Origin of the sequence: Streptomyces sp. NPDC088116, from assembly GCF_044741745.1 — a bacterium.
GTDB lineage: Bacteria > Actinomycetota > Actinomycetes > Streptomycetales > Streptomycetaceae > Streptomyces.
Genome location: NZ_JBIUTF010000001.1, coordinates 858,789 through 874,855, shown reverse-complemented (window position 1 = coordinate 874,855; position 16,067 = coordinate 858,789). Strand labels below are relative to the sequence as shown.

Genomic DNA, 16,067 nt, shown 5'->3' with positions numbered 1-16,067 from the left:
GTTGGCTTGCTGGCGCCGCGGATGACACCGCGGGCGAAGCCGGAGGCGCGGCGGGAACCGCGACAGGGTCCCTGAGGCGCGCGACAAGATGGGGGAGACCGGATGGGAACACGCATCGCGGGCACGCCGGGTATGTCGCGGCGTATCAGTATCACCCTGGCCGCGGTGGTCGCCGCGCTCGCGCTGGGACTCACCGGAGCCTGCGGGGGAGGCGACCAGGGGGCCGGGGACCGGAGCGATGAAACTCGGAGCAACGGCGAGCGGAGCGACGGGGATCGCGGCGACGGGGATCGCGGCGACGGGGATCGCGGCGACGAGGATCGGAGCGACGGGGATCGGACGAAGAAGGAAGCCGAAGCGAAGCCGCCGACCACGGCCTCCGCCACTCCCCGGTCCCGGCCGAAGATCCGCCCGGATCCGACCGCCGTCGGGGCGGGTGCCGGAAAGGTGCTCAGCCAGGACGAGTTGGACCGGGCGGTCCTCGCCGACGGCGATGCGCCGGGCTTCACGGTCCGGCCGATGGACGGGCCACCGGCCCAGGGTGAGCGGGCTGACGCGGCCGAGTGCGTACCTCTCACCGCCGTGATCAACGGCAAGCCGGAACCGCTCGGGAAAGCCGTCGCCTACCGGCAGATCGTCGGGCCCGACGACGACCGCCCGGCGGTCTCCGAGTTCCTCACCACCCACGGCGCACAGGGCGCGCGCAACCTGCTCAGCCGCCTGCGCGCCGCCGTCACGACCTGTGCGGACGGCTTCACCGCGAGCGGCGGCGGCGGTGGCGGGAGCCCCTCGAAGTACTCGGGAGTGAAACGGCTCGACGCGGTCAAGGCCGGCGACGACGCGCTCGCATATCAGGTGACGGGCGATTTCGAGGGCGATCCGGTCCCGCTGGTGTTCCATGTCGTACGGGTGGGAGGCACCGTGGCCACCTTCTACACCGCGAACTTCGAGAACGCGAAGACCCCACGGATGCCCCCGGAACCGCTCCTGGCCCAGGCCGCCAAGCTCAGACCGGCCGGCAATCGGGGGGAGGAGCGCCGGCGTCCTGATGGATGATCACCCGAACCCCCGGCCGCAGCCCCCACCGTGCCATCGCCCCGCCCTCCGCCTCCAGCACATGGCGGGCCCTCCACCGGGGGAGAGGGAACCGTCCCGGTTTCAGCGTCTGGACATCGACGACCGTCAACTCCCTGTCCAGATACGCCACATCGATCGGGAAGCGCATCCGGAAGGTGTGCACGCTGTTGCACGGGGTGATCAGCAGCGCGCCCTCGATCCCGGCCCACCCGAGCAGACCACGCCGCCGGGTCCCGTACGAGGCGGCGATCTCCAGATCCACCCGCCGGTCGAGCCCCGGGTCGGCCCCCGGGACTGTCAGCCGTCCGCTGCCGTTGCGCCACATGCCCATGCCCATGCCCATGGCCGTAGACCGTAGCCCTCGTCGTACGGCGGCACGCCCCGCACCGTCGCTTCTGGGCCCCGGAACGACGGGAGTTGGGCCCGTGGACCCACGACCGGTCCCGGCGCCGGACTCTAGAGTCGGGGAGGTGTACGCCACGCTGATCGCCGTCGCCGTTGTCTGGGGTGGAGCCTCCGGGCTGCTGCTGCCGCGTGCCGCGTACCGGCTGTCGGTCGAGCCGGGGGAACCGTGGCGGAACAGCTGCCCGGCCGGCCACCCGATCACCGGGCCCGCTCGCGGATGGCTCGGCGGCACGCGGTGCGCGGGATGCGACGTGGCGGCCGTCCCCTCTGGTACGGCGGAAAGCCCGGCCTCGAGCACCCTCGGAGCCGAAACCGGAGCCGAAGAACCGAGAGCCGAAGAACCGAGAGCCGAAACCGCAAGGGCAGCCGCAGCCGCCCCCACAACTCCCGCCCCACACGCGGCCCCTGCCCCCCACAGGCCCTCCACCCCCCACGTCCCTCATGTCCCCTACGCCCCCTCCCGCCTCGTCCCCCTCCTCACCGCCCTCGTCTGCGCGGCCCTCGCCGCTTCCACCGGCCCCCGCCCCGAACTCGCCGTATGGCTCCTGCTCACGCCACTCGCCGTACTGCTCGCCCTCGTCGACCGCAACGTCCACCGCCTCCCGGACCACCTGACGCTGCCCCTCGCCGTGGCCGCCGTCGTACTGCTCGGCCTCGCCGCGCTGCTCCCCGGGGACGGCGGCTCCTGGCCGGCCGCGCTGCTCGGCGGACTCGCCCTCGGCGCCTGCTACTTCGTACTGTTCCTGATCAATCCGAACGGCATGGGCTTCGGTGACGTCAAGCTCGCCGTCCCCCTGGGAGTGACGCTCGGCTGGTACGGCTGGCCGGTGCTGTGCGTCGGGGCCTTCGCCGGGTTCCTGTTCGGTTCGCTGTACGGACTCGGCCTGATGCTCCTGCGCCGCGCGGGCCGCAAGTCGGCGATTCCCTTCGGCCCCTTCATGATCACCGGCGCGCTGGTGGGCATCGTCCTCGGCGGCGTTGCCGCAGCGTGAGCCCCGTCCAGATCACGCTGCGCATTGCCGGACGGTGAGGTGATGACCCCGGGAGCCGCTGAGGCCGGTCCCCGCCCGCCCTGACGGCGGCCTGCGAACAGTCTCCGAACAGTCCTCGAACGGCCTTGGAACCTCCGCCGTCAAAGCGCCGTCAAAGCGGCGTCAAAGCGGCGTCAAGGCACTACCCCCGCCGGAGTCGCTCCTGAGGGTTACGGGTTCGGCGTGGCAACTACTCGCCACGCCGAATCACGGCACCCCCGAAAAGCCTGGTAATACGGGCCTCCCATGGCATACCCCCGCCTCCGGAACATTGCCCCGGCCCGTCGTGGCGCCCATCAACCCTCACAAAGGGTTATGGTGGAAACCCCCCCTCGGGCCGGTCCGTATCCCCCCCCACGGACCGGCCCGGCTTTTTTGTGCGCGCGCGGATGCGCGGGCAGGTACGCGGGCGGATCAGCGCGCAGGCACCGCCCGCGCCCGCTACGCACCGTCAGCTCCGCCGGGCCCAGATGTTCGTGCCCTCCGTGTCCACCGCGAAGCCGTCGATCTCCTTCAGCTCCTCGGCGGTCAGCGTGGGCCCGGCCAGCGCCGCCACGTTCTGCTCCACCTGTTCCACACTGGACGCGCCGATCAGCGCGGACGTCATCCGCGGATCGCGCAGCACCCAGGTCAGCGCCAGCTGCGCCAGTGACTGGCCGCGCCGCCGGGCGATCCCGTCGAGGCCCTTCAGTCGCCGTACGACCTCGTCCGAGAGCAGATCCGGGTCCAGGGACTTGCCCTGCGCCGCCCGGGACCCCTCCGGAATCCCCTGGAGGTACTTGTCCGTCAGCAGCCCCTGCGCGAGCGGTACGAAGGAGATGCAGCCCATCCCGGCCGTCTCCAGGGCGTCCAGCAGCCCGTCGCTCTCCGTCCAGCGGTTGATCATCGAGTACGACGGCTGGTGGATGAGCGCCGGGACACCCATCTCCTTCAGCAGCCCGGCCGCCGCGGCGGTCTGCTCCGCGTTGTACGAGGACACCCCCACGTACAGCGCCTTGCCCTGCCGCACGGCGGACGCCAGCGCCCCCATCGTCTCCTCGAGCGGAGTGTTCGCGTCGAAGCGGTGCGAGTAGAAGATGTCGACGTAGTCGAGCCCCATCCGCTTCAGCGACGCGTCCAGCGAGGACGTCAGGTACTTACGGGATCCCCATTCACCGTAAGGACCGGGATGCATCAGATATCCAGCCTTGGTCGAAATGATGAGTTCATCCCGATAGGCCGAAAAGTCCTGCGCGAAGATCTTGCCGAAATTCAGCTCGGCGGATCCCGGCGGCGGGCCGTAGTTGTTCGCCAGATCGAAGTGCGTGATGCCGAGATCGAAGGCACGGCGCAGGATCGCGCGCTGTGAATCGAGGGTCCGGTCGTCGCCGAAGTTGTGCCAGAGCCCGAGGGAGATCGCGGGCAGTTTCAGGCCACTTCGCCCGCTGCGCCGGTACTCCATGGACTCATACCGGTCACCGGCCGCGAGGTAAGGGGGAAAATTAGTCACGCTTCCCTCCTTATCACGGACTTGTGACAGACCGGGTTGGGTCGCCGTGGGGCCCGCGCAGTAATGTGACGGCTTCGGGGTCCCGGGCCGGCTCCAGGATCTCGCCAGCGGACGCGCCGGCCCCCATGAAAACGAGAGGGTGGACTCAGTGAACTTGCGCGACCTGGTGTACAGGCTTTACGCACGCCGCGTGGAAGGCCGTCTCGACCACACCCAGGTGCCCAAGCACATTGGCGTCATCCTCGATGGCAACCGTCGCTGGGCGAAGGCCTCCGGCGGTACGGCCGAGCAGGGCCACAAGGCCGGCGCCAGCAAGATCCAGGAAATGCTCGGCTGGTGCTCCGAGACCGATGTCGAGGTCGTCACCCTCTGGATGCTCTCCACGGACAACCTGGACCGGCCCGAGGACGAGCTGATCCCCCTGGTCGGCATCGTGGAGAACGCGGTCCGCGATCTGGCGGCCGACGGACGCTGGCGGGTGCACCACGTCGGCACCCTCGACCTGCTGCCCGACCGTACGCAGACCGTCCTCAAAGAGGCCGAACAGGCCACCGTCGACAACAAGGGAATACTCGTCAATGTCGCCGTGGGCTATGGCGGCAGGCAGGAAATCGCCGACGCGGTCAGCTCCCTGCTGATGGACCACGCCCAGAAGGGCACCTCCTTCGAGGAGCTGGCCGAGATCGTCGATGTCGACATGATCTCCTCCCATCTCTACACGCGCGGTCAGCCGGACCCGGATCTGGTCATCCGTACCAGCGGTGAACAGCGCCTTTCCGGATTCATGCTCTGGCAGAGCGCCCATTCGGAGTACTACTTCTGCGAAGTTTTCTGGCCCGCTTTCCGGAAGGTCGACTTCCTGCGGGCCCTGCGTGACTACGCGGCGCGTCACCGCCGCTACGGGGCCTGAAACCCGCTTGTCGCACGGGGACGGCGGGCGTCCACGGTCCCTTCCTGTCCGGTTCCGACCGGCCGGGCCCGGGGCTGTCACCTCCGGTTCACCGGCTGTCCGCCGTCTGTGCTGGCATGGCGGCGCGTGTTCGAGGGAATACCTCCTTCTAGCCGATGTCCGAAAGTTAGGTCAGTGGACATCGCATCTCAGCGGACGGCATGGGGCCGTCCGCCCGGGAGGCCCTTTGCACCAGGACGACCGTGCGAGACGTACGGGCGACACGGAGGGCCGGAGTTCGGCCCGCGCATGGGGCCTGAGCCCGGCCCACCCGCCCCGCGACGCCGTCGCACCCCGACCTCATCCGAGGGGGTACGTCCTTCCGTGGTGACCAGCACAAAGCGCCGCATGCCCGACAGGCGCACCTACGTTCTCGACACCAGCGTCCTGCTGGCCGATCCCAACGCCATGTCACGGTTCGACGAGCACGAAGTGGTGCTCCCGATCGTGGTGATCACGGAGTTGGAGGCCAAGAGGCACCATCCGGAGCTGGGCTACTTCGCCCGGCAGGCACTGCGCCTGCTCGACGACTTCCGGCTCAGGTACGGCCGCCTCGATGCCCCCATTCCGCTGGGCGGCCTGGGGGGCACGCTGCGCGTCGAGCTCAACCACTCTGATCCCGGCATTCTGCCCGCCGGCTTCCGATTGGGGGACAACGACTCACGGATTCTCGCGGTCGCGCGAAATCTCCAGGCGGAGGGGTACGACGTGACGGTCGTCTCCAAAGACCTGCCGTTGCGCATCAAGGCCTCGTCGGTCGGTCTCCTCGCCGAGGAGTACCGCGCCGAACTCGCCGTCACCGACTCCGGCTGGACGGGGATGAGCGAGCTGTCCCTCGCCGGGGACCAGATCGATCTCCTCTTCTCCGAGGAGTCCCTCCATGTGCCCGAGGTGAGCGATCTGCCCGTGCACACGGGACTGGTGCTCCAGTCCGAGCGCGGCAAGGCGCTCGGCCGGGTCACCGCCGAGGGCAATGTCCGGCTCGTCCGCGGCGACCGTGAGGCCTTCGGGATCCACGGCCGCAGCGCCGAGCAGCGCATCGCCCTCGATCTCCTTCTCGACCAGGACATCGGCATCGTGTCGATGGGCGGCCGGGCCGGCACCGGCAAGTCGGCCCTGGCCCTGTGCGCGGGGCTGGAAGCGGTCCTGGAGCGCAGGCAGCACCAGAAGGTGATGGTCTTCCGGCCGCTGTACGCGGTCGGCGGCCAGGAGCTCGGCTATCTGCCCGGCAGCGAGGCCGAGAAGATGAGCCCCTGGGCGCAGGCCGTCTTCGACACGCTCTCGGCGGTCGCCGGCCGCGAGGTGATCGAGGAGGTGCTGGGGCGCGGCATGCTCGAAGTGCTGCCGCTGACGCACATCCGGGGCCGTTCCCTGCATGACGCGTTCGTCATCGTCGACGAGGCCCAGTCCCTGGAGCGGAACGTTCTGCTGACCGTTCTGTCGCGTATCGGGGCGAATTCCCGGGTGGTCCTCACTCATGACGTGGCGCAGCGGGACAACTTGAGGGTGGGCCGGTACGACGGGGTCGTCGCGGTCGTCGAGAAACTCAAGGGTCATCCGCTCTTCGCGCATGTCACGCTCACCCGTTCCGAGCGCTCGCAGATCGCCGCGCTCGTGACCGAAATGCTGGAGGACGGTCAGATGTAAGGGGTGTGGGGCGTTCTCGCGGGGTAACGCGTATCCCGCCCCGTTTCACCACAGTTGGGCGCCGCCCGGCGAAGCCGAAGAGCTTAGCCGGGCGGCGTTCTGGCGCGCGGGTATTTCCTCGAATCCCTTGGGGCAAACAGGGTGTGAGCTTTCACACGCGACGGGGAATTGCCTCGCGGCGTCAACTTCCGGCAGAGTCTTGCTTCCGTCAGGCCCCCGCATGCGGCACATGCATATGCACCTCCACAGGTGCGGCACCACACAACTCCACAGCCGTCGCCGCATGCCGCCCGCGCACCACGCGGCAGTCCCCGTAAGGGGGTTGCCCACCGGGCCCGTGTCTCCCGTGACCCAGCAGTCGGAGACCAGTGCCAGGGGCACGATCGCGCCCCTGAGGTCACCTGCCGGGCGATGCTGGAAGGACACCGTGTGAGCCGGATCTCGGTCCGGGGATTCGCCGTGGCATCGGCCACTGCGGTCACCACCGTCGGCGCTGTCGTGGGAGTTGCCTCGGGCGACCCCCAGGTCTCGGACGCCAATCTTGAGGCGACCGCAGCCGACACGACGCTCCTCGCAGACATCCCCGCAGGACAGCAGGCGCAGGTGCAGACCGCGTCGCTGGCACAGCAGGCGGACGCGCAGGCCTCCGCGGCCGACGCGACCGCGAAGAAGTCCGCGGAAGAGTCGGCCCGTATGCAGGCCGCCAAGGACGCCAAGTCCAAGAAGGCGGCGGCCGAAGACAAGGCCGAGCAGGAGCGTCTGGAGAAGGAGAAGGCCGAACAGGCCGAGAAGGACGCGGAGCGCGCGAGCCGCGACGAGGTCCGCTCCTCCGCTTCCTTCACCCAGCAGAGCTCTTACACGGTCGCCGAGGTCCAGGCGATGGCCCGGCAGATGGTCCCGGCCGACCAGTTCCAGTGCTTCAGCAACATCGTGAACCACGAGTCGACCTGGAACTACCAGGCCCAGAACGCGTCTTCCGGCGCGTACGGCCTCGTCCAGGCGCTCCCCGGCTCCAAGATGAGCTCCGCCGGCGCCGACTGGCAGACCAACCCGGCCACCCAGATCAAGTGGGGCCTGAACTACATGAACGACCGCTACGACAGTCCCTGTGGCGCCTGGTCGTTCTGGCAGGCCAACAACTGGTACTAGGGAAAGCCCGGCTCGTCCGGCGCTCAACCTCGCGAAGCCCCCTGCCGTCCTACGGTGGGGGGCTTCGCACGTGTACGGTCATTTCTGAACTGCCCCGGGGGAGCGAGTGGGGAGTCAAGCAGGGGGAAGAGGGAACAGCATGTCGAGAGTGCCGTCCTGGCTCGGTCAGGTGGGTGCGGAACTGACCCGGATGAGCGCGCGTCTGGAAGAGCGCAGAGCCGAGGCCGAGGCCGACGACGAACCGGTCGCCACGACCACGGGGGCCGACATCCCGCCGCCTCCCGCATACGCCCCCGGCGTCGCGACGAGACCCGATCCCGTCGCCGCCATCCCCTGGGGCATGCGGGTCGCCGGAGAGGCCGCCTGGCGGCTTCTCGTCCTCGGTGGTCTGCTCTGGGTGCTCATGCGTGTCATCAGCTCCGTGCAGCTGGTCGTCATGTCCTTCGTCATCGCGCTGCTCATCACCGCGCTCCTCCAGCCCACGGTGGTCCGCCTCAAGGGGTACGGCGTACCGCGCGGACTGGCCACGGCCCTCACCGCGATAGCGGGATTCGTCCTGATGGGGCTGGTCGGCTGGTTCGTCGTGTGGCAGGTCATGGAGAACATCGACGACCTCTCCAACCGTGTCACGGACGGCATCAACGAGCTGAAGCAATGGCTGCTCAACAGCCCGTTCCATGTGACCGAGGACCAGATCAACGGCATCGCGAAGAGCCTGAGCGACGCCGTCGGATCCAACACCGAGGAGATCACCTCCGCCGGCCTCCAGGGCGTGACGGTGATGGTCGAGTTCCTGACCGGAATGTTCCTCGCGATGTTCTCGACGCTCTTCCTGATGTACGACGGCAGCAAGATCTGGCAGTGGACGCTCAAACTCGTCCCGGCGCAGGCCCGTGAGGGAGTCGCCGGAGCGGGTCCGCGGGCCTGGCACACCCTCACCGCCTATGTACGCGGCACGGTGCTGGTCGCCCTGATCGACGCGATCTTCATCGGTCTCGGGCTCTACTTCCTCGATGTCCCGCTCGCGGTGCCGCTCGCCGTCTTCATCTTCCTCGGCGCCTTCATCCCGCTGGTCGGCGCCGTGATCTCCGGCGCCCTGGCGGTGGTGGTGGCCCTGGTCACCCAGGACGTGTTCACCGCGCTGATGGTGCTGCTCGTCGTCCTGGGCGTCCAGCAGATCGAGGGCCATGTGCTCCAGCCCTTCATCCTGGGCCGCGCGGTACGGGTGCATCCGCTCGCCGTGGTCCTCGCGGTCGCCATCGGCGGTCTGGTGGCGGGCATCGGGGGCGCGGTGGTCGCGGTGCCGCTGGTGGCGGTCACCAACACCGTCGTCGGCTACCTCCGCGCGTACAGCCAGGAACAGGACCTGCGGAACTCGCTCTCGCCACACGGCCCGACGCCCACCGAGCCCCGGCCGACCCCGGCCCCCGTACCCGCCGCATCGGTTCCGCCGACGTCCCCGACGCCGACGGCCACGCCCGCCTCCGCCGAGGCGGGGGACGGCACGCGGTGATCTCCGAACCGGAACCGGAAGGCGAGCGGGAGGGGCGGGCGTATCCGGCGGGACGACCGGCGGGCGTCTGACGGCAGACGCGAGGGCCCGGTGGACGAACTGTCCACCGGGCCCTCGTCTTCGCGGAATTCAGCTCCGCCTCACACGCCTACTCGGCCGGGACGGCCTCGGCGAGTACGGCCTCGGCGTCGAGCGTCGCGCCGACCGCCTGGATCACCGCGGCGATCTTGACGGCTTCCTGGATCGTCTCGCGGTCCACGTCGGCCTTGCGGAGCACCTGCTCGTGCGAGTCGAGGCACTGGCCACAGCCGTTGATGGCGGAGACGGCGAGCGACCACAGCTCGAAGTCCACCTTCTCCACACCCGGGTTGCCGATTACGTTCATCCGCAGACCGGCGCGCATCGTCCCGTACTCGGGGTCCGACAGCAGGTGCCGGGTCCGGTAGAAGACGTTGTTCATCGCCATGATGGCGGCGGCCGACTTGGCGGCGGTGTACGCCTCGGGGCTCAGGTTGGCCTTGGCCTCCGGCTCCAGCTCGCGCAGCACGCGCGGCGAGCGCGAGGCGATCGCGCAGGCCAGCACCGTGCCCCAGAGCCGCTGCTGCGGCAGCTCGCTGTTGCCGATGACCGAACCGAGGTTCAGTCGCAGGTCCTTGGCGTAGTCCGGCAGGGCCGACTTCAGTTCATCGAGAGCCATCGGATATCACTCGCCCGACAGGAGCTTGACGGGGTCGAGCGTGGTCTCGCCCTTGTTCCAGTTGCACGGGCACAGCTCGTCGGTCTGCAGAGCGTCCAGCACCCGCAGGACCTCCTTGGGGTTACGGCCCACGGAACCGGCGGTCACCATGGTGAACTGGATCTCGTTGTCCGGGTCGACGATGAAGACGGCGCGCTGCGCGAAGCCGTCCTCGCCCTCGATGCCCAGGTCGCGCATCAGCTCGTGCTTCGAGTCGGCAAGCATCGGGAAGGGCAGGTCCCGCAGGTCGGGGTGGTCCTTGCGCCAGGCGTGGTGCACGAACTCGGAGTCACCGGAGAAGCCGAGGATCTGGGTGTCACGGTCGGCGAAGTCCTCGTTGAGCTTGCCGAAGGCCGCGATCTCGGTCGGGCACACGAACGTGAAGTCCTTGGGCCAGGCGAAGATGACCTTCCACTTGCCTTCGTAGGTCTTGTGGTTGATCTCCTCGAACTCCTTGCCGCTCTCGAGTGAGACGCAGGCGGTCAGTTCGAACGAGGGGAACTTGTCACCAACAGTGAGCACGCGCACTCCTTGTGGGGGAAGGAGATCCCATTTGAGGGTCTTCCGGGCGGTTGGGCGGATTACTGATGGTGGCACAGAGGATATTGATCACGGAAATAGCTAGACTCGGTCGCCGCGATCGGAAGGACCTATCAGTGGTGCCCACGAGTTACGTCAAACACTCCGGCCAGCGGGGTAAACAGCCCAGTCTGTCCCAGTTGCGCGCCTTCGCGGCCGTGGCCGAGCAGCTGCATTTCCGGGACGCGGCCGCCGCGATCGGGATGAGCCAGCCCGCTCTTTCCGGGGCGGTCTCGGCGCTGGAGGAGGTGCTCGGCGTACAGCTCGTGGAGCGTACGACGCGCAAGGTGCTGCTCTCCGCCGCCGGTGAACGGCTCGCGGTCCGGGCGAGGACCGTACTGGACGCGGTCGGCGCGCTGCTGGACGAGGCGGAGGCGGTGCGGGCCCCCTTCACCGGAACCCTCCGGCTCGGGGTGATCCCGACCGTCGCGCCGTACCTGCTGCCGACAGTGCTCCGGCTGGTGCACGGGCGCTATCCGGAGCTGGATCTCCAGGTGCACGAGGAGCAGACCTCGTCCCTGCTGGACGGGCTGACGGCCGGCCGGCTGGACCTGCTGCTGCTCGCCGTGCCGCTCGGCCAGCCGGGGGTCACCGAACTGCCTCTGTTCGACGAGGACTTCGTACTGGTCACACCGGACACACACGGACTCGGCGGGCGCCGGGACCTGCCGCGCGAGGCGCTGCGGGAGCTGCCGCTGCTGCTGCTCGACGAGGGGCACTGCCTGCGCGACCAGGCGCTGGACATCTGCCGTGAGGCGGGGCGTACCGACGGTGTGCCGGTGACGACCAGCGCGGCCGGGCTGTCCACGCTGGTGCAGTTGGTGGCGGGCGGGCTCGGGGTCACGCTGCTGCCGCGGACGGCGGTCCAGGTCGAGACGGGACGTAACGACCGGCTGGCGACCGGGTACTTCGCCGACCCCGCGCCGTCGCGCCGGATCGCGCTGGCGATGCGGACGGGCGCGGCGCGCGGCGGGGAGTTCGAGACGTTCGCGGACGCGCTGCGGGAGGCGCTCAGGGAGTTGCCGGTGCGCGTGGCCGAGCGTGCGCCCGCGTGCGCACCGGCGCAGCGGCGGGAGCCGGGCTGAGACCGTTGCCGGGCGGTCGGGAAGCCGGGCATCCGTGTCACGGCCGGAGTGTCCGGCTCCCCGGCGGTACGGACGCTGTGGCCGGCAGCCGTACTACGGGACCTGCGCCCGGCACCCGCGCGGCAACACCCGCGCGGCAACACCCGCGCGGCAACACCCGCGCGGCAACACCCGCGCCCAAGAATATCCGCGCCGCAAGGTGGTTCACTCCGTTCGCAGGACCTCCGGCCGCATCATCCGCCACAGCGGCGGCATGCTGAGCACCGTCACCAGCAGGATCACTCCGGCGCCCGCGCTCGCGTAGGGCACGAAGCCCCACCAGCCGCTGACCGGTTTGGCGATCATGTCGAGCAGGACGGCCCCGAGGGCCAGCCCGCCCGCGATGGCCAGTGCCGTACCGACCACCACCGGTACGGCGGTCTGCCACAGCACCGACCAGGCGAGCGTCGCCCGGCGCGTACCGAAGGCCACCAGGACCGACAACAGCCGCCTGCGTTCACGCAGTTGCTCGATCTGTGAGACGAGCATGCTCGCGGCGATCAGCCCCATCGTGGCGGTGCCGCCGATCATCAGCCCGGTCCGCACGCTGGCGTACTGCTTGTCCCGCTCGACGCGCTCGACCGTCGTCACCCGCATCGACGGGTCGAGTCCGGCGGCCGTGTTGCGTACATGCTCCACCGCGTCCGGCACCCCGTCGTCCACCCGGATCGTGGCCGTGGTCGTCGCGCTCGTCAACCGGCTCGGGTCGATGGCGCCGGGTGTGGCGAAGATGCCGTCGGTCTCGCGCCCGAGGGGGTCCGTCCGGGCCTGGACGGTATGGGCCGATGCCGGCAGCGTCCACAGCACCGGCTTGGAACCGTCGTCCACGGAACGCGTGTTGAGGTCGACAGGCCTTCCCGGCCTGGCGGTCTCGTCGACCCAGTCGCTCATCCGCTTGTCTCCGGGGATGTGGGACACGAAGGCGTCTCCGTCCGCGCAGGAGGGCAGCCTGGCGAGTTCCCGCAGGGTGGCGCAGGTGCCGACGGTCAGGGTGGTGGTCGGCCGGATGCCGCCGTCCGGTACGGGCCCCGGTGCGACCACATAGCTCTCGACCGTGCCGATGACCTTCCTGACGCCCTTGGTCGCGCGGAAGTCGTCGATCATCCGCTGGGCCAGTTCCCCGTTCCCGAACGACGCGCTGACCGTGATGTTCGCTCGTGTCGGGTCCTGGCCGGTGGGTTTGACGAACCCCTCGTGCATCCCGCCGAACATCATCTGGAGGGCGATGGCGCCCGCCACCACCACGGTGATCCCGCTGACCGTCCGAGCCGCCGAGCCGCTGCCCAACTGGAGTCTGCGGGTGGCGAGTTGCCAGGCGACGGGTCCGCCGCGCAGCCGGACCACCGCCGCCTCGACCGCCCAGGGCAGCAGAGCGGTCAGACCGACCAGCACGAGCACCGCGCCGCCCGCGATGGTGTACCGGCCGACCGCTTCGGTCTCCTCGGTCACGGTCCGGGTCGCCATCAGGAGGGCGATGCCGATGAGAGGCATCAGCAGCCGCCACCACAGCCGGCGGCGCCCCGCCTCGGTGAACAGCTCCATCACCCGCTCGCCGTTGAGGGAGTCGAGGGCGCCGGTCGGCTCGTCGGCGAAGACCAGCCGCGGGGAGGCGACCAGCGAACGGGCCACCGCGCCCCGCTGGCCCTGCCCGCCGGAGACCTCGCCGGGCCGCTTCGACCCGATGCCGTCGACCTCCAGGCGTTCCATCCAGTCCAGGGCGGTACGTTCGGCGTCCTTGCGCCGGACACCGGTCAGCCGCAGCGGCAGCGCCACGTTCTCCGCGCACGTCAACTCGGGTACGAGCTGGCCGAACTGGAAGACGAAGCCGAACTCCGTACGGCGCAGGGCGCTGCGCTCGGCGTCCGACATCGCGGTCAGGGGGCGGCCCCGGTAGGTGATGGTGCCCGAGTCGGGGGTGACGATCCCGGCGAGGCAGTGCAGCAGGGTCGACTTGCCGGAGCCGGACGCGCCCATGACGGCGACGATCTCACCGGGCCGGATCGAGAACGACGCGCCGTCGAGCGCGGCGGTCGGGCCGTACGCCTTGCGCAGGCCGTCGGCTGCGAGCAGAGGAGGCCCAGCCGTCATCAGCGCACCTTCTCCGCGAGCTTGTCGAGCCGGGCCGCGGTCAGCTCCAGCCAGCGCAGGTCCGCCTCCAGATGGAACAGCGCGTGGTCGCAGATCAGTTGGTCGACCAGGTCACCCTCGCGCTTGCGCGCGGTGAGGTCGCGCATCATCCGCAGATGTTCGGCGCGCTGGGTGTCGAGCAGATCGGTGGCGCTGCGGTCGGTGAGCAGCGCGATGACGACCTTCGTGTAGAGGGTCGACTGGAGGTACGGTTCCGGCTTCTCCGGCTGGTCGAGCCAGTGCTTGACGTCGATGACGCCGGCCGGGGTGATCGCGTACCGCTTGCGCTCGGGACCGGCTCCGGCTTCGATTCCGTCGACTTCGACGAGCCCGTTCTTCAGGAGGCGGGACATGGTCGAGTAGACCTGCCCGTAGTGGAGGGGCCGGTCGTGTCCGAATTGCTGGTCGAAGGCCCGCTTGAGGTCGTAGCCGTGGCGCGGTCCCGATTCGAGGAGCCCGAGAAGGGTGTGACCGATTGACATGCGGGCAACTGTACATCGCACGTATACACCACATGTATAGCGAGGAGTGGTACGGACGCACAGAAGCACGAGTCGGCCCGCAGGTGAGAAACCGACGGGAGGGGGACGGGGTCGCAGGAGGTGACGTGTCCGGACGTAAAGCGTGATGTGTGGCGTACGGCAACCCGCACCCGAAGAACAGAGCCGCACACGCCGTACATCATGCAGTCCGGACACGCGCCTCCGGAGGCGCCGGCCCCGCCCCCGCAACGGCGCCCCCGCGCATCGCGCACCGCCCCCGCACCCAGCCGGACGGCGATACCGCACCCACGGCGGCCTACCGGCCACCCGCCGACCCGCCCCCGCCCCCGGCGTCGTCGTCCGCCCCCGCCGACTCCGCGGCCCCCGCCGACTCCGCGGCCCCTGCCGGCTCCGCCGCCCCCGCCGCCCCCGTCTTCCGGGGCCGCCCCCGCCGGGGAATCGGCGCCGCATTCCCCGGCAGCCGCCCCGCGTCCGCCAGTGCCCGTCGCAACAGGAACTCGATCTGCGCGTTCGCGCTGCGCAGTTCGTCGGACGCCCAGCGGGCCAGGGCGTCGTACACCGCCGGGTCCACGCGCAGCAGGATCTGCTTTCGTTCGGTCACTGGTAAAGGGTGCCCGTGTTGACGACCGGCTGGGCCGCGCGGTCCCCGCACAGCACGACCAGCAGGTTGCTCACCATCGACGCCTTGCGTTCCGCGTCCAGTTCCACGATGTCCTCCTCCGTCAGCCGGGTCAGCGCCGCCTCGACCATCCCGACCGCGCCGTCCACGATCTCCCGGCGGGCCGCGACGACCGCGCCCGCCTGCTGGCGCTGGAGCATCGCGGAGGCGATCTCCGGGGCGTACGCGAGATGCGTGAAGCGGGACTCGATGATGTGGACGCCGGCCGCCTCCACCCGGGCGTGCAGTTCGACGGCGAGCTTCTCGGTGATCTCCTCGGCGTTGCCGCGCAGCGACAGGCCGTCCCGCTCGTGGGCGTCGTACGGGTACTCGATGGCGATGTGCCGTACGGCGGCCTCGGTCTGGGTGGAGACGAACTCCAGGAAGTCGTCCACCTCGAACAGCGCCTGCGCCGTGTCCTCGACCTTCCAGACCACGACCGCGGCCAGCTCGATCGGGTTGCCGTAGGCGTCGTTGACCTTGAGGACGGCCGTCTCGTGGTTCCGTACCCGCGTGGAGATCTCCGTACGGGAGGTGAGCGGGTTGACCCAGCGCAGTCCGTCGGTACGGATCGTGCCGCGGTAGCTGCCGAAGAGCTGGACGACCCTGGCCTCGCCGGGCGACACCGTGTTCAGCCCGCACATCGCGAAGAACGCGACGACCGTGATGAGTATCCCGACGGCGATCAATGCCACCTTCGGACCGTTCGAGGCGAGCGTGGCGCCCAGGGTGATCAGGGCGGCGCCCGCGCCGAGTCCGAGCAGTCCGAGCAGCAGGGCGAGGCCGCCGCCGATGTTGTGGGCGGAGAATTCCCGGACCCGTGGGGCGGGCATCTCGGGCAGGTCGTCGGCGAGAGGTGTGCTGGTGGTGGTCATGATCATGCCCCGTTTCCATGCTGATCCCGCGGTTCCGCGGTAGCTATCATTGTGATTACACATTAATGCGTTGGCAACCCTGTGGCCCTCTCATGAGTCGGTTCCAGTGAGAACGGGTGCTGATTGTCACGCCCGGAAAGGCCGGATCGGTTGGCCTTTGTCACAGCGAGCGGTGTTAGCTTTCTGAGCTGATTCCGGACCAGAG

At 69.6% G+C, this 16,067-nt stretch carries 15 protein-coding genes; 7 read left to right on the top strand and 8 right to left on the bottom strand.

Going from position 1 to position 16,067, the window contains the following annotated elements:
* Positions 1 to 102 precede the first annotated feature (102 nt).
* On the top strand, positions 103 to 1,056 hold the full coding sequence (locus ACIOJD_RS03780) for a hypothetical protein (RefSeq protein ID WP_401908034.1): 954 nt from the start codon (positions 103 to 105) through the stop codon (positions 1,054 to 1,056).
* On the opposite strand, the gene ACIOJD_RS03775 is transcribed toward ACIOJD_RS03780, so the two are convergent.
* Entirely contained in the window at positions 1,007 to 1,414 is a 408-nt protein-coding gene (locus ACIOJD_RS03775; RefSeq protein WP_401908932.1) for a DUF192 domain-containing protein, read from the bottom strand. The genes ACIOJD_RS03780 and ACIOJD_RS03775 overlap by 50 nt on opposite strands.
* Before the next feature lie 133 nt (positions 1,415 to 1,547).
* On the opposite strand from ACIOJD_RS03775, the gene ACIOJD_RS03770 reads away from it, so the two are divergent.
* Positions 1,548 to 2,474, top strand: coding sequence for a prepilin peptidase (locus ACIOJD_RS03770; protein WP_401908033.1), 927 nt, complete (start codon positions 1,548 to 1,550; stop codon positions 2,472 to 2,474).
* A 490-nt stretch (positions 2,475 to 2,964) separates the two neighbouring features.
* Here the strand turns inward: ACIOJD_RS03770 and mgrA are convergent, their stop codons facing one another.
* The gene (gene mgrA, locus ACIOJD_RS03765; protein ID WP_401908032.1) at positions 2,965 to 4,002 is read right to left on the bottom strand and encodes an L-glyceraldehyde 3-phosphate reductase; all 1,038 of its coding nucleotides are present in this window, start codon (positions 4,000 to 4,002) and stop codon (positions 2,965 to 2,967) included.
* Positions 4,003 to 4,150: 148 nt separating this feature from the next.
* Here mgrA and ACIOJD_RS03760 point away from each other — a divergent pair, with 148 nt between their 5' ends.
* The 4 genes from ACIOJD_RS03760 (at position 4,151) to ACIOJD_RS03745 (ending at position 9,260) form a co-directional block, all read left to right on the top strand.
* Positions 4,151 to 4,912, top strand: a complete 762-nt coding sequence (locus tag ACIOJD_RS03760; RefSeq protein ID WP_401908031.1) for an isoprenyl transferase — start codon at positions 4,151 to 4,153, stop codon at positions 4,910 to 4,912.
* Positions 4,913 to 5,275: 363 nt separating this feature from the next.
* The gene (locus ACIOJD_RS03755; RefSeq protein ID WP_401908030.1) at positions 5,276 to 6,598 is read left to right on the top strand and encodes a PhoH family protein; all 1,323 of its coding nucleotides are present in this window, start codon (positions 5,276 to 5,278) and stop codon (positions 6,596 to 6,598) included.
* Positions 6,599 to 7,027: 429 nt separating this feature from the next.
* On the top strand, positions 7,028 to 7,747 hold the full coding sequence (locus ACIOJD_RS03750) for a transglycosylase SLT domain-containing protein (RefSeq protein WP_401908029.1): 720 nt from the start codon (positions 7,028 to 7,030) through the stop codon (positions 7,745 to 7,747).
* A 139-nt stretch (positions 7,748 to 7,886) separates the two neighbouring features.
* Positions 7,887 to 9,260 (top strand): AI-2E family transporter, encoded by a 1,374-nt coding sequence (locus ACIOJD_RS03745; protein WP_401908028.1) that lies wholly within the window; start codon positions 7,887 to 7,889, stop codon positions 9,258 to 9,260.
* A 148-nt stretch (positions 9,261 to 9,408) separates the two neighbouring features.
* Here ACIOJD_RS03745 and ACIOJD_RS03740 read toward each other — a convergent pair whose 3' ends face one another.
* Together ACIOJD_RS03740 and ACIOJD_RS03735 are read right to left on the bottom strand one after the other, a co-directional pair.
* Entirely contained in the window at positions 9,409 to 9,957 is a 549-nt protein-coding gene (locus tag ACIOJD_RS03740) for an alkyl hydroperoxide reductase (protein ID WP_401908027.1), read from the bottom strand.
* Between the two features lie 6 nt (positions 9,958 to 9,963).
* A complete protein-coding gene (locus tag ACIOJD_RS03735; protein ID WP_401877212.1) occupies positions 9,964 to 10,518 on the bottom strand; it encodes a peroxiredoxin in 555 nt (184 codons plus the stop codon).
* A 137-nt stretch (positions 10,519 to 10,655) separates the two neighbouring features.
* Here ACIOJD_RS03735 and ACIOJD_RS03730 point away from each other — a divergent pair, with 137 nt between their 5' ends.
* On the top strand, positions 10,656 to 11,660 hold the full coding sequence (locus ACIOJD_RS03730) for a hydrogen peroxide-inducible genes activator (RefSeq protein WP_401908026.1): 1,005 nt from the start codon (positions 10,656 to 10,658) through the stop codon (positions 11,658 to 11,660).
* Between the two features lie 204 nt (positions 11,661 to 11,864).
* Here ACIOJD_RS03730 and ACIOJD_RS03725 read toward each other — a convergent pair whose 3' ends face one another.
* The 4 genes from ACIOJD_RS03725 to ACIOJD_RS03710 all read right to left on the bottom strand — a co-directional run bounded on the left by ACIOJD_RS03725 (position 11,865) and on the right by ACIOJD_RS03710 (position 15,862).
* Positions 11,865 to 13,787: an ATP-binding cassette domain-containing protein gene (locus tag ACIOJD_RS03725; RefSeq protein WP_401908025.1), complete on the bottom strand. Its 1,923-nt coding sequence runs from the start codon at positions 13,785 to 13,787 to the stop codon at positions 11,865 to 11,867.
* A complete protein-coding gene (locus ACIOJD_RS03720) occupies positions 13,787 to 14,308 on the bottom strand; it encodes a PadR family transcriptional regulator (RefSeq protein WP_401877218.1) in 522 nt (173 codons plus the stop codon). Before ACIOJD_RS03720 ends, ACIOJD_RS03725 begins: the two co-directional genes overlap by 1 nt.
* A 316-nt stretch (positions 14,309 to 14,624) precedes the next feature.
* The gene (locus ACIOJD_RS03715) at positions 14,625 to 14,981 is read right to left on the bottom strand and encodes a hypothetical protein (RefSeq protein ID WP_401908024.1); all 357 of its coding nucleotides are present in this window, start codon (positions 14,979 to 14,981) and stop codon (positions 14,625 to 14,627) included.
* Entirely contained in the window at positions 14,927 to 15,862 is a 936-nt protein-coding gene (locus ACIOJD_RS03710) for an SPFH domain-containing protein (protein ID WP_401908929.1), read from the bottom strand. The genes ACIOJD_RS03715 and ACIOJD_RS03710 overlap by 55 nt, the downstream gene beginning before the upstream one ends.
* Between the last annotated feature and the right edge of the window lie 205 nt (positions 15,863 to 16,067).

Excerpts from the sequence above, each read along its gene's own strand:
- ACIOJD_RS03720 (WP_401877218.1), bottom strand. The coding sequence starts at position 14,308 with ATGTCAATCGGTCACACCCTTCTCGGGCTCCTCGAATCGGGACCGCGC.
- ACIOJD_RS03710 (WP_401908929.1), bottom strand. The coding sequence starts at position 15,862 with ATGACCACCACCAGCACACCTCTCGCCGACGACCTGCCCGAGATGCCC.
- ACIOJD_RS03775 (WP_401908932.1), bottom strand. The coding sequence starts at position 1,414 with ATGGGCATGGGCATGTGGCGCAACGGCAGCGGACGGCTGACAGTCCCG.
- ACIOJD_RS03745 (WP_401908028.1), top strand. The coding sequence starts at position 7,887 with ATGTCGAGAGTGCCGTCCTGGCTCGGTCAGGTGGGTGCGGAACTGACC.
- ACIOJD_RS03780 (WP_401908034.1), top strand. The coding sequence starts at position 103 with ATGGGAACACGCATCGCGGGCACGCCGGGTATGTCGCGGCGTATCAGT.
- ACIOJD_RS03740 (WP_401908027.1), bottom strand. The coding sequence starts at position 9,957 with ATGGCTCTCGATGAACTGAAGTCGGCCCTGCCGGACTACGCCAAGGAC.
- ACIOJD_RS03725 (WP_401908025.1), bottom strand. The coding sequence starts at position 13,787 with ATGACGGCTGGGCCTCCTCTGCTCGCAGCCGACGGCCTGCGCAAGGCG.